General features: G+C 45.0%; 11 protein-coding genes. All 11 read right to left on the reverse strand.

Annotated features, from left to right (window positions below; genetic code table 11):
* Positions 1-12 precede the first annotated feature (12 nt).
* The gene (locus D7Y06_RS09045; RefSeq protein WP_120407486.1) at positions 13-2,691 is read right to left on the reverse strand and encodes a PocR ligand-binding domain-containing protein; all 2,679 of its coding nucleotides are present in this window, start codon (positions 2,689-2,691) and stop codon (positions 13-15) included.
* A gap of 17 nt (positions 2,692-2,708) precedes the next feature.
* On the reverse strand, positions 2,709-3,596 hold the full coding sequence (locus tag D7Y06_RS09050) for a response regulator (protein ID WP_120407487.1): 888 nt from the start codon (positions 3,594-3,596) through the stop codon (positions 2,709-2,711).
* A 224-nt stretch (positions 3,597-3,820) separates the two neighbouring features.
* Complete coding sequence (locus tag D7Y06_RS25925) at positions 3,821-3,973, reverse strand: hypothetical protein (RefSeq protein WP_158591329.1); 153 nt, start codon at positions 3,971-3,973, stop codon at positions 3,821-3,823.
* A gap of 292 nt (positions 3,974-4,265) precedes the next feature.
* Entirely contained in the window at positions 4,266-5,813 is a 1,548-nt protein-coding gene (gene malQ, locus D7Y06_RS09055; protein ID WP_120407488.1) for a 4-alpha-glucanotransferase, read from the reverse strand.
* Positions 5,814-5,930: 117 nt separating this feature from the next.
* On the reverse strand, positions 5,931-6,938 hold the full coding sequence (locus tag D7Y06_RS09060) for a LacI family DNA-binding transcriptional regulator (RefSeq protein WP_120407489.1): 1,008 nt from the start codon (positions 6,936-6,938) through the stop codon (positions 5,931-5,933).
* 81 nt (positions 6,939-7,019) lie between these two features.
* A complete protein-coding gene (locus D7Y06_RS09065; protein ID WP_120407490.1) occupies positions 7,020-7,886 on the reverse strand; it encodes a carbohydrate ABC transporter permease in 867 nt (288 codons plus the stop codon).
* Entirely contained in the window at positions 7,886-8,728 is an 843-nt protein-coding gene (locus tag D7Y06_RS09070) for a carbohydrate ABC transporter permease (protein WP_120407491.1), read from the reverse strand. The genes D7Y06_RS09065 and D7Y06_RS09070 overlap by 1 nt, the downstream gene beginning before the upstream one ends.
* A 66-nt stretch (positions 8,729-8,794) precedes the next feature.
* Positions 8,795-10,234: an ABC transporter substrate-binding protein gene (locus D7Y06_RS09075; RefSeq protein ID WP_120407492.1), complete on the reverse strand. Its 1,440-nt coding sequence runs from the start codon at positions 10,232-10,234 to the stop codon at positions 8,795-8,797.
* Positions 10,235-10,560: 326 nt separating this feature from the next.
* The gene (locus D7Y06_RS09080) at positions 10,561-11,787 is read right to left on the reverse strand and encodes an extracellular solute-binding protein (RefSeq protein WP_120407493.1); all 1,227 of its coding nucleotides are present in this window, start codon (positions 11,785-11,787) and stop codon (positions 10,561-10,563) included.
* Positions 11,787-12,983, reverse strand: coding sequence for an aspartate aminotransferase family protein (locus tag D7Y06_RS09085; protein WP_120407494.1), 1,197 nt, complete (start codon positions 12,981-12,983; stop codon positions 11,787-11,789). The genes D7Y06_RS09080 and D7Y06_RS09085 overlap by 1 nt, the downstream gene beginning before the upstream one ends.
* Positions 12,973-13,875 carry an acetylglutamate kinase gene (argB, locus tag D7Y06_RS09090; protein ID WP_120407495.1) on the reverse strand — a complete coding sequence of 301 codons (903 nt, stop codon included), beginning with the start codon at positions 13,873-13,875 and terminating at the stop codon, positions 12,973-12,975. The genes D7Y06_RS09085 and argB overlap by 11 nt, the downstream gene beginning before the upstream one ends.
* Positions 13,876-13,911 lie beyond the last annotated feature (36 nt).

A 13,911-nucleotide genomic window follows, 5' to 3' on the forward strand; every position in this document is an offset into this window, starting at 1 on the left:
TGCCTACTCCTTCTACCACTGTATTTTCGTCCAGGCGTCCATAATCGCCTCACAGGATTCCGTGTCAATATCCTGCACTGCACTTTTTAAGTGTTCATACAGTTCTTTGTGATTATCCTTAAGGCTGTATTTTGCCAGTTCCGTAACCACTTCCTCCATCTTGTCACTGTCTAACTCTTCCAAAGCATCGCCCATCTTTTCCGCCTGCTCTTTTAATATCTCCTGGGTAAAGTCCAAACCGCCTTCCACATTTTCTTCCGGCATCTCAAAATAGGGGGCCAGAATGTTTTTGTACCAGCGGTAATAGCTCACCACTTCATCTGTAAACTCATGAATTAATAGGATATCCCCGGCATTTCCTGCAGCTTCCATGCGCTCCGCCTTCTGTGCCAGTTCCATAGCCCCGATCTGCCGGGAGGCGCTCTTTAAAGCGTGGACTTCTATGGTGTATTCCTTTATCTTTTCCTGGGTTTCATATTCCTTAATCAAATTGCTTTTCTTGTCAATGGCCAGATAATAATCCTTTAACACGGCAAAGAAAAGTTTCTTGCTGCCCACAAGGGACAGGGCCGCATTCACATCCAGTCCTTCAATTTCAATATCCGGCTCATCATCGCATTCCTCCTGCTTTGCGGCAATGATATCCCCTTCCTCCCGTCTCTTAATCTTTTCCGGGGGAAGCCACTGTTTTAGCTTGGCACAAATCACCCGCATCTCAATGGGCTTTGGCACAAAATCATTCATGCCCTCCCCCACAAGCATCTCTTTTGTGCCCCCCACGGCGTTTGCAGTGAGGGCGATAATAGGCACATCTTTGTAATCGTCATAAAACCTTCTTATAATATGGGTGGTTTCCACCCCGTCAACTTCCGGCATCATATGATCCATAAATACTAAATCGTAATGCTTTCCGGAAATCAGGGAAATGGCCTCTTTACCGCTTAGGGCAGTGTCAATCTTCATCCGCAAAGGCTCCAAAAGCCCCTCCGCCACCGTAAGGTTGATGGCGTTGTCATCCACAATAAGAATCTGGGCATCCGGCGCTACAAAATTCACATCATCCGCCAAAATGCCTTCCTGAACCTCAAAGATATCCTGACCGCTTAAAATAGCAGAGAGATTTAAGGCATAGATAGGCTTTGCCACCACCCGGATATTATTTAAACTGGGCTGTATCTTGTCATTATATTTCACCAAAAGCACGCCTGTCACTTCCGGATGGCTCTGAAGAAAACTTTCCACTTTATCGGAAAACTGAGGTTTTTCCATAAACAGGAAGTGTATGCTGCTCTCCTCAAGCTGGTCCGGGGTAAGCTCCCAGTAACCGGCGCCGAATTTCTCGCAGTCTCTTTTTAACTGCTGGCGTATATAGGTATTTGCCACTAAATTCCCCACCGTCATCGTCTCTTCCACCTGGGGTATGGAAGGCCTGTGGGTAACGATTTTGGATGGAAGTTCAAACCGGAAAGTGCTGCCCTTCTCATATACGCTCTCCACGCTGATATTTCCCCCCATCAGCGTGAGAAGCTGTTTGGAAATCGCAAGGCCAAGCCCTGTCCCCTCCACATTTCTGTTCCGCTTGCTGTCCACCTGCTGGAAAGACTGGAATAGTTTGCCCAAATCCGCTTTCTTTATTCCCTGGCCTGTATCGGAAACAGCCATCTTTAACAGAACTGTCTCCTCGTCAATGGGCTCGCACTCCACACTTAAATGGACTTCTCCCCCCGCCGTAAATTTCACCGCATTGTTCATGAGATTTACAATAATCTGTTTGATTCTGTTGCTGTCCCCGTACAGTTCATAGGGAAGCTCCAGGGGAATATCCAGGGTGAGTTCCAGATTTTTATTGCCGATACGGTTTAGAATCATACTGATGACATCATTGATAATGGAGAGAGGTTCATACTCCTCCTCCACAATACTTAATTTTCCAGACTCTATCTTGGAAAAATCCAAAATATCATTTACGATGGTTAAAAGAGTCTGGCCGGAAGACTTAATCTGGGAAATATATTCCCTTGCCGCAGAGGGAAGGTCCTCCCTTAAAGCCATCTCCGCCATACCGATCACCGCATTCATGGGAGTTCTGATTTCATGGCTCATATTTGCAAGAAAGTCCGATTTCATCTTAATAGCCCGCTCCACCTCGGAGTTGCCCACCATTAACTGATGTTTTGTATAAGCCATATCGGAGAGAATCGATGCCAGCACAGAAAGAAAATTTGCCGCCTTTTCAATCTTTCCCTTCTCCAGTACCGGAAGCTTTTTTGCCACTGAAACATAGGCATCCGGGTCAATTTTTAACTCGGCAGCCAGTTTCCGCACCCTGGCCTCATCCATCTCATGGAGAAGCACCTGCCCGCCGATAAAACTTCCCACCAGCTGTCCGTTTGCAATAATGGGGGCGGCATAATCCACAAGCCCTGCATGGCAGATATATGTACTGAAATTTCCTTTTTCCATGGCAATCTCTGCGCCCCGCTTATTGCAGTATTCGCACCTGCGGCAGCCAAGCTCCGACCGCCTAGTATATTTCAGACAAAAATCCGAAAAATGAGATCGCTCCGTTACGGAAATCCCGTTTTTGTCCGTAGTATTTGCCGCCATCCCTGTCATATCGGAAAAAGCATCCTGAATACGCTGTAATACGTCCCGGTCAATCAAATCCGTGAGATATAGTTCATTGTCCATATGCCTACCTCAATTTCTTACTCCAGCAGCCCCACAATTGTATCTGAAAGCCTCTCCACATTAATGGGCTTCAAGAGATACCCCTGAATGTTGTTGCTGAGTACCTGTTCAATTTTTCCCCTGTCCGTCACACCTGTCAAAAAGATAACAGGAAGGTCTTTCAATTCCGGATTATTGCGGATTTCCGAGAGCACATCCGCGCCGTTTTCCCCCGGCATCTCGTAATCTAAAAGCACCAAATCCGTGTGCTTTGTCTCTAAAAACTTTAAGGCTACCTTTCCGCTGATAGCGGTTGCCACCTGGTAATCTTCGCTTAAATAATTTTTCATCATGCGCAGCATACTGGCATCGTCATCCACAATCAGAATATGTTTTGGCTCTTCCGGCTCCTTTGGCTCTTCCGGCATCATTGTGGCAGGGAGCGCCATCTGGGGAATATCAAAGACGAATTCACCCATTGCATCTTCTGCCAGCTTTTTCGCCCGCTCTTCCTCCGCCGCCCGCACGGCATCCTCCATAATCTTCTTCTGTCTGTCCCTCTTGTCTAAAAAACTTACCAGCCTGCTCTCAATATCTTTAATGGGAATGGGACGGTAGATTTCTTCCTGGGACATTCCCGGTGCTGTCCGCTTAAAATCTGCGCAGTCCTGTTTATCCCCAATAAGCACCACAGGAATATCTTTATCTGAAAGTACAAATTTCAGCCTGGCTGCATTGTTCAAAGAACTCTTTGTCTCTTTCCACAGGCAGAAAACCATTAAATCCGGCTGAAAATACTTGACATGACACTGGGCATCATCCCAACGCTCTGAAGTAATCATGCACTCAAAGGTAAATTCCATCTGAGTAAAAAAATCATTCATGAGCGTCCGGTTGCTCCCACTTAATAGTATCTTTCGTTTCATACTATATTCTTACCTCCCAATCATCCCATTTTCTCTAATTCATAAACATATATAATAAATATTATACTCGATTTTATAGGATAATTCAATATAGGAATCTAAAAAACGTAATGCTGCCATAAACTCCACTTAAGCCTTTATCACAGAGCCGCAATACTCACAGGCCTCTGTCTTACCTGCCTGAATATGGTTAATTCCGCTGCAGTGCGGACAGGTGCAGGTAATCACCTTTCCCTGCCCATATCCGTCTGATTCCTATTAGAGTCCTGTCCCTGGGTCCCTTGATTTACAGTAGAAAAGCTCTTCTGTATCATATCTTCCATTACAGTGGTAACTGCTGCCATTTCTTCAAATACTTTTGAGGCATTTACATTCATTTTCCGTTGAGCTTCCCACTTCTCCTGCTTTTCCCTCTCCAGACGTTTCTTTTTCTTTGCTTAGATCTAAAAATAAGCCATAGTCCATGTAACTCCAAAAAACATTTCAAAATCTTCTATTATTCTGCCAACTGCCGTAGATAATTTTTTCTTATTCATTTTTCTCTTCTGTATGTATTATATTCTTGCTTTTATCATAAAATTTCATTATTCTATTGTCAATAATCTAAAATCCTGTAACGTCAAAAATTCCGAAATCCCATATGGAATTTCGGAATTTTCTCCCTATATCCTAATTTTCTGTCTCCCCGGCGCTTTTATTTTCCACATCCAAAGCATCCTTTAACTTTTTCTTCTCATCCACACGCTCTCTGCCGTAGGTCTTCATATATTTCCGCACCTTCCCTGCAAGCTGGGGGGTAATGGCATCGGGCTTTGCCCGCCATTTCCAGTTGCATCCCAAAGTGGACGGGGTATTCATTCTGGCTTTGCTGCCCAGTCCCAAAAGATCCTGCATAGGCACAACCGCAAGGTCGCTGACACTTGCCCATGCCCCCCGCATCATGCCCCAGTTATAGCCTTCCTCCTGAGTCAAGTTAAAATAGCGTTTTGCAAAGTTCACGCTCTCCCTGGGAGCCGTTTTCATCCATCCAAGAATCGTGTCATTGTCGTGGGTTCCCGTGTAGACCACGCTGTGGCTCTGGTAATTGTGGGGAAGGTAATCACTCTCCTCCCTGGTGTCAAAGGCAAACTGAACCAGCTTCATCCCAGGGAATCCGGAGTCCTTCACCAATTTCAACACGGAGGGGGTCAAAAAGCCCAAATCCTCCACAATGATATTTAATTTCCCCAGTTTTTTCTCCAAAACTTCAAAGAGCTCCATGCCGGGACCCTCTTTCCACTTTCCGTTTCTTGCGGTGTCGTCCTGTGCCGGAATGGCATAGTAGGAATCAAATCCACGGAAATGGTCGATGCGCACTATGTCGTAAAGCTCCGACATGGCCTTAATTCGGTTCGTCCACCAGGCATATCCGTCCTCTCTCATCACATCCCAGCGGAACAGCGGATTTCCCCACAGCTGGCCGTCTGCGGAAAATGCATCCGGCGGACATCCTGCCACCTCAATGGGATTTAAATCCGAATCCAGATAAAACTGTCCGGGGTTTGCCCACACATCCGCACTGTCCCCTGCCACATAGATGGGCACGTCTCCGATAATTTTGATACCCTTCTTGTTGGCATACTCTTTTAAGCTGCGCCACTGTTTGAAAAACAGGTACTGAAGCATTCTGTAAAACTGCATCTCCTGGGCATAAGTCTCCCTGGCATCCTTTATGGCTGCCTCTTCCCTGAAACGGTACGCCTTATCCCACTCCGACCAGGCTGCGCCGTCGTTGGCATCCTTTAAAGCCATAAACAGCACATAGTCCTCCAGCCAGTGTTTTTCCTGTTCACAAAATGCGTCAAAATCTCTGGGAACTCTCTTCATGAAACGCTCAAAAGCTTTTTTCAGAAGGTCATAGCGGTTTTCATACATAATACCGTAATCCACTTCTGTCCTCTTACTCCCCCATTTGTAAGATTTACACTCTTTTTCCGTGAGCAGTTTCTCCCTGCAGAGAATTTCCAAATCAATAAAATATGGATTTCCCGCAAGGCTGGAAAAAGACTGATAGGGGGAATCTCCGTAGCTGGTGGGACAGATAGGCAGTATCTGCCAGTAAGTCTGCCCCGCCTTCACAAGAAAATCCACAAACTTCCTGGCTTCTTTCCCCATCGTTCCGATTCCATATTCGGAGGGAAGGGAGGAAATATGCATCAATATTCCACTTGTTCTCATACGCTCTATTCTCCTAATCTAAATCAATGATACTCACGAGGGATAATAATTGCCATATTGTTCAAAATAAAGACGCTCGTGAGTCAACGTTATTGGCAAACTTTCCTGTTTGTCCGTCTAAATAGTTCTCACACTCTCACCTGTAACAAGTTCAAAGGGTATCACCTCATGAATGGGATCATCTGCAAAATCCACCATGTGAAACAGCATTTCCACGCTGCGCCTGGCCAAAAGCTTATACTGCTGTCTGATGGTAGAAAGCTTTGGATTATAGTAATCCGCCAATGTGATTCCGTCAAATCCAATCACGGAAATATCCTCCGGAACTCTTTTCCCCATATCCTTTAATGCCCGGGCCGCTCCGATGGCCATCACATCGCTCATGGCAAACACCGCCGTAAGATCCGGCTTTTTTTCCATTAAGTTTACCATCGCCTGATATGCGCCTTCAAAACTGAATCTGGCATCAGAATAATTATGTAACTCATCAAAAACCATCTTGTGTTTCTCAAAACTTTGAATACAACCTTTATACCGCTGTCTGCTGGTATAAGAAAAAGAAAGGTCTCCCCCGATAATCCCAATTTTTTTATGTCCCTTTGTAAAGAGGTAATCCACCGCACATTCCGCCGCAGCCACGTCATCTGTGGCCACGCTGGCCAGATTTTCCACGCCAAAATTTTTACCCTGGTTTGTCACCAGCACAGAAGGGATGCCCACCTGGTCAAACTCCCGTTTAAAATTATCCGGCGCTCCGCCCAAAAACAAAATTCCCATGGGCTTTCTCTCCCGGCTAATCCGGATAGCATGCTGCACTTCATCCTCACTTTCGTCCAAATATGTCACCACAGGGGTATACTGGGTCCGCTGAACCATACACTGAATCTCTTCCACAATATTTGCAAACAGCATATTTCCGTTACCTTTTACCAGAATGACAACCGTCTTGCTTCCCATCTGCTTTAAATGTTTTGCATTATTGTTGGGGACAAAATTATAATCCGCCACCACCTGCTCAATTTTCTTTTTTGCCACAGGACTCACATCTCTCCTGTTATTTAAGACCCGGGATACCGTGCTTACGGAATACCCCGACTCCCTTGCAATATCTTTGATTGTCACCATTCGCCTATACCTGCCTGTATTTAATTGCGCCTCCGAAACCTTTATGGTCTGGGAGGCGCATTTTTTAACTGCATAACATTATTAACCTTTTACTGCTCCGGCTACAACACCCTCGATAATATACTTCTGGCAGGCAATATAGAATATAATAATGGGAATAATTGCCAAAACCAGCATAGCCATCATAGCGCCCCAGTCAATAGAGCCGTAACCGCCTTTTAAGTATTGTACCGCAATGGGAATCGTCTTGTATTTCTTAATATCCAATACCAGATACGGAAGGAGGTAGTCGTTCCATATCCACATAGCCTGCAAAATTGCCACGGTAATTGCAGTTGGTTTTAAGATTGGGAATACCACCTGGAAATATGTCTGAATCGGCGTACATCCGTCAATCATAGCCGCCTCCTCAATTTCCAGTGGGATACTCTTTACAAATCCGGTAAACATAAACACCGCCAATCCTGCTCCAAATCCCAAATATACTAATATTATACCAACAGGATTCGATAAATGCAACATATTTGCAATTTTAGAAAGTGTAAACATTACCATCTGGAAAGGTACAATCATGGAAAAGAGACATAACATATACATAGCCTTTGTAAATGGCGTCTGCACCCTTGTAATATACCATGCACACATGGATGTGCAGAGGATAATCACTGCCACGGAACATACTGTGATAAACAAGGAGTATCCGAAAGCGTTGAAAAATTCTGTTTTCTTAATACCTTCCACATAGTTCTCAAGTCCTACAAACATCTTGCCCGTACCAATTTTGAAAGGATAACGGTTTACATAAGCTTTTCTCTTAAAAGAGTTCATCACAACAATGATAATAGGCATTACATAAACAATGGACAACAGGGTAAAAAAGATAGTTAAAGCTGTGCCGTGTTTTGTTTTTCTCACCGCGCTAACCTGATTATCTGGATTTTTTGCCATTACTGCTGCACCTCCTTACTTCTGGTGATGACATTCTGTCCAACTGCGATAACTGCCACAATGATAAAGAATACAACTGCTTTTGCCTGACCTACGCCTTCAAATCCCTGTCTGGTATAGAATGTGTCATAAATATTTAACGCCATCATCTGGGACATATCAGAAGGAGCGCCGTTTGTAAGTGCTAAGTTCTGGTCGAAGAGTTTAAATCCATTGGTTAAAGTTAAAAATGTACACACGGTAATGGAAGGCATTACCATGGGAAGTGTTACGTTCGTCAGTACCTGGGGAGCTGTCGCTCCGTCGATTTTTGCCGCTTCAATCAATTCTCCTGGAATATTCTGAATACCGGCAATATAGATAATCATCATATAACCTATCTGCTGCCAGCACATAAGGATAACCAGACCCCAGAATCCATATGTAGCGCTGTATACCAGAGTTCTTCCGAAGTTTGCCAGGATACCGTTTAAAATAAGCTGCCAGATATAACCTAACACGATACCACCGATTAAGTTCGGCATAAAGAATACGGTACGGAACATGTTTGTTCCTCTAATTCCCTTTGTTAAAAGCATCGCAATGGCAAATGCCAAAACATTTATCAATAATACCGAAACAATCGTAAATAATGCAGTATACCAAAGGGAATGACCGAATGTACCATCTGTAAAAGCTTTTGCATAATTGCTCAGTCCCACAAACTTTGCATCTGTTACAGTTGTAAATTTACAAAATGATAAGTAGATACCCATAGCAAAAGGAACTATGAATCCTATTGTAAATGCCACCAAAGTCGGTAATGCAAAAAGGGGAAAATATCTCTTAATCGCCTTATCCATAATTATTTTCCTTTCTTTCTATATTGGAGGCGGGTATTCCCGCCTCCGCAAAATCCCTGACAAATCTTAGTTATGAGTAGCTTCGTACTCTGTTTTCCATCCGTCAATAAATGCGGTCTTAACAGCATCCCATTCGCCGGTGCCCTGTGCGTACTCTGTTAAAGCTGCGCCCACGCCGTCTTTCCATCCCTCAGAAGGAATGGTAGAGAAGTTCCAGGATACCTGAGTCTGGCCTGCATCGATAGAAGCGTTGGAAGCGTCCACCAATACGTTTGCAGGTGTATATCCATCGTCAAAAGTATCAAATGGTGTTACGAATCCCATCTGGTTTGCAATGCTGTCCCGGCCTGTGTCGCTTGTAACAACCCAGTTTAAGAAATCTTCTGTCGCTTTGATGTCTGCTTCGGAAGCGTTCTTGTTGATACACCAGTAGTTCTCAGATCCTGTACAAAGTCCCTGGTTTTCCTCTCCGGGAGCGCCGATGTAGATTGGCATCATGCCAAGGTCATCATCTGTAAGTAATCCAGCGTCGATAATGTTCTGGTAAGCCCATGTACCGTTCTGATAGAATACTGCCTCGCCTAAAGCAAATTCAGCAGTGGAGTCATCCCCTGTCTTTGTTGCAATCATAGCAGGCTCGCAGGTTGCATCGGTGATGTATAAGTCAAAAATCTGTTTGTACTGGTCAAGATATGTTCCTTCGATGGCATCTGTCTCACCGATTCCTTTATCTTTGTACTCATAGTAGATTGGAAGGTTTGCAAGGTGAGTTTTAAATCTCCAGTCAGAAGAGGAATCCATACCTGCGGAGGAGAATGCACCAGCCAGATTGTAATCAGGGCCTGCTGCCTCGCTTACCTCTGCAAGACGTGACTGAATGTCGTCTGCCACTTCTTTTAATGTTGCAAAGTTGTTGATTTTGTCGATGGAATCTACTTTTGCGCCGTCCATCTTGCAGTATGCATCAAGTACTGTCTTGTTGTAGATAAGGCCGTATGTCTCAATAACATAAGCGATACCCTGTACGGCATCTCCGTCTTTTAATACGAAGTCATCACTCTTTACATGAGAGTAAAGGTCTGTGTCTTTTAAATCTAAGCAGTAATCTTTCCAAGATGCCAGTCCCACCGGTCCGTTCACCTGGAATAAGGTAGGAGCTTCTGTCTTAGCCATCTCAGATTTCAATGTAGATTCATATGTTCCGGAAGCTGCTGTTACAACTGTTACAGGAACCCCTGTCTCGTCTGTGTAAGCTTTTGCAAGATCCTGCCACTGCTGATCCTGCTCTGGTTTAAAGTTAAGATAGTAAACTGCTCCGTCTCCGCTTGCTGCGGGAGCTGCTGCGTCGTCTCCTGTATCTGCCGCCTCAGTTGAAGGTGCCGCATTGCTTGCACTGTCTGTCTTATTTGCATCTGCTGCGGAATCATTATCTCCGCCGCCGCATCCTGCAAATAAGCTTGCTGCCATGGAAAGTAATAATAATGTTGCTACGCTCTTTTTCTTCATTTTTCATCCTCCTACTTAATAGTGAATCAATTAGTTTTTCTGAAAACGTTTCCTGTAACGTTCCCGGTAACGTTTTCAGTTGATATATTTACTATAACATGTTTTTCAAAAAAAGCAATACATTTTTTATCTTTTATTGGATGTTTTGTGGTTTTTCATAATTTTTCCAACTAATTTTTGGTTAATATCACCATTGAATCCCTGCATTTGAAAATATGTGACCGTCTGTTCAAACAAAATACCCTGCATGACTGCAGGGTATGGATCTTTACTCTTCATTATATGATTGCCTATCTTTAATATATATATTCCTTTTATATCTCTGTTTATTCAGAATCATGCCACACCTTAAGGGCCTGACTCTGGAATTTTACCCAGAAATCTGTGACATTTAATCCCTGAGGCTTTTTTCTGCCCTCCTCATACTGCAAAAAAGCCGTCTCCTGAAGCCCTCCTTTTAAGGCGGTTTTTATCACCGGGAAATGTCCTGTCATATCCGAAAGCTTTTCTTCCCAGGCAAGTGAGGATGCGTAAGCGGCAAAATCCTGTGCCGCACCGGCATGTTCCGTCACGCCGTTGACACACAGCACCGTTGTCTCCGATACCGGGCACATGGAAAGTTCATCGTTTAATTTTGGAAGCTTCTCCACCCCCCAGTTTTCTTCCAGCTCTCCTAACTCTTCTGGGGAGAGCAGAGCTGCCACCGTCCTGCCCCCGGCAAAATCCTCCGCCACTTTTCTGCTTCCAGGTTCCTCCTCGTCTAAGGCAATCACTGCGGTAAGGTTTCCGAAAAAATTCTTGCAGTTTTCAAATGTCTCCTCCTCATATTCGGGATACACTAAACCCTCCTCTTTGGAAAAGGTAATGCCGCTCCCCAGAAAGGCAAAATTGCAGCGGGGGTCTGACAGGTCCCACTCCAAAAGTTTTTCCACCCCTTCCCCAGGCTCATGCTCCAGGGAATAGTCTATAATCTCCTGAATGGAGGATGGAGCCGTCTCAAAATAGTCCTTGCGGTAGGCAAAAACACTGGTGTTAAAGTAAAGGGGATAGCCGTAATATTTTCCGTCATCTAAAAAACTGCAGGTCTTAGCCGCCATTTCGGCACAATCTTCCGGAAAGCTAACCTGATTTTCCGCCAGTATCTGGGTAAGGTATGCCTGCTCTAACTGCTCCCCCGGCAAAAGATATACATCCGGTGTAAGCTCCTGGGTTTTAGACGCTTCGTAAACCCCGGAAAAATAGTTGAAGGACTGCTGCTCCTCTACCCTTACCAAAACCCCTGTCTCCTCCTGAAAGGATTCCCCGCAGCTTTCAAAAAATTCTTTGTTTTCCGGCCCGTAGTACCAAAAGACAATTTCTTCCCCGGGCTGATAAGTTTTCTGGGTTTCCTCCTCCTGCTCCTGTCCTACTTCCTTTTCCTGCCTCTCCTGCTCTTCCTCCTTTTCCAGGACAAAACTTTTCGTCTGCCCATAGTGGGATGTTACCATCAGGGCCGTGGTAAATAAAAGAAGAAGGTAAAAAGAAAACTCTTTTCTTTTTTCTGATGTTCCCATTACTTCATTTCCTCAAAAACTTCTGTTAAAATCTCTGTCATCGTATCAACGTCTTCCTTCTCTATAATAAGGGGGGGCACAAAGCGCAGCACGTCAGATCCTGCAGTGATTAATACAAGCCCCTTTGAGAGAGCCTTAGCGGATACCTCCCCCACAGGAAGGGTGATTTGAAGTCCCTGCATCAGCCCCAGCCCCCGGTGGGCAATAACAAAATCATATCTGTCTCTCAGCTCTTCCAGGCGTTTCCACAGATAATCCCCCATTTCCTTGGCATGGTCTGCCAGTTTATCCCGCTCCATAATCTCAAGCACCTTGTCCACTGCTGCTCCCACCAGAGGATTGCCGCCGTAGGTGGTGCCGTGGTCTCCCGGACATAAGGATTTTTCCGCCACACGCTCTGTCATAAGGAATGCCCCTACCGGTACGCCGCAGCCAAGGGCCTTTGCCACTGTCATAATGTCCGGCTTAATGTCATAGTGCTGCCATGCAAACATTTTTCCCGTTCTTCCCATGCCGCACTGGATTTCGTCTAAAATAAGAAGAATATCTTTTTCCCTGCACAGCTTTGCCACGCCTTCCAAAAATTCCGGGGATGCGGGATAAATTCCCCCCTCCCCCTGAACTGTCTCTAAAAGAATGGCACAGGTCTTTTCTGTCACCAGGGTTTTCACACTGCTTAAATCATTGAAATCTGCAAAACAAACCCCTGGGAGCAATGGTTCAAAGGGCTCCTGGTAATGCCTGTTTCCGGTAACGGACAATGCCCCGATACTTCTCCCGTGAAAAGAGTGGTTCATAGCAATAATTTCATGCCCTGCATGTCCGTCTCTGGTATAGGCATATTTTTTTGCCGCCTTAATGGCTCCTTCAATGGCCTCGGTGCCGCTGTTTGTAAAAAACACCCGGTCCATGCCGCTTATTTTTTTCACCCGCTCCGCTGCTTTTATAATCGGCACATTGTAAAAAAGGTTTGAGGTGTGGATTAAATCATCTACCTGACTTTTTAAAGCCTCGCTGTACTCCTCATTGTCGTAGCCTAAGGCACAGACGGCAATCCCTGCGGCAAAATCCAGGTATTTTTTCCCTTCGGTGTCAAAGAGATAAACATCCTTTCCCTTTTCAAAGACCACGCCATACCGATTATAAGTATGAAGCAGATCCTGCTCCGCCTCTTTTATGTACCCATCACGATTCATGATAATACCTCTCTTCCTTCTCCCCTAAAATCGCTGTTCCGATTCCTTTATTTGTAAAGATTTCAAGGAGCAGGCAATGGGGAATTCTTCCGTCTAAAATATGTACTCTGGAAACGCCGTTTTCCATGGCGTCGATACAGTTGTTTAACTTGGGCAGCATACCGCCGCCGATATTACCCCCTGCAATGAGCTTCTTTGCCTCTGCGATAGGCAGTTCGGAAATCAGGGAAGCCTTGTCGGAAGGGTCTTTGTACACCCCTTCAATATCTGTTAAAAACGCCAGCTTTTCCGCTTTCATGGCCCTTGCAATGGCGCAGGCCGCATCATCTGCATTGATGTTGTAGGTGTCAAATTTGTCGTCCATTCCAATGGGACACACAATGGGAAGAAAGTCCTTTTCCAAAAGATCATATAATACTTTGGGATTCACCTCTGTAATCTCCCCCACATACCCGATATCCTTTCCGTCGGAGTACTTTTTCTCCACCTTTAAAAGCCCTCCGTCTTTTCCGCTGATACCCACGGCGTTTACCCCTAAGACCTGGACTTTCTGCACCAGGGACTTATTCACCCTGTTTAACACCATCTCCGCAATCTCCATGGTGGCGGCGTCTGTTTTCCGAAGCCCGTTAATAAATTCCGGCTCCATCCCGGATTTTTCCACCCACTTGCTGATATCCTTTCCTCCCCCATGGACGATAATGGGCTTAAAGCCTACCAGCTTTAACAAGGTCACGTCCTCAATGACCTGGCGCTTTAAGTTTTCGTCCAGCATAGCGCTGCCGCCATACTTTACTACGATTATCTTTCTGTTAAACCGCTGGATATAAGGCAGCGCCTCAATCAGAACCTCCGCTTTTTCCAGTATGTGTTTCATTGTATCATCTTCCATTTTTTATCCTTCTTTCTGTTTTTCTCCTGAACTGCA

This window comes from Roseburia sp. 1XD42-69 (assembly GCF_003612565.1).
In the GTDB taxonomy this organism is placed as follows: Bacteria; Bacillota; Clostridia; order Lachnospirales; family Lachnospiraceae; genus Roseburia_B.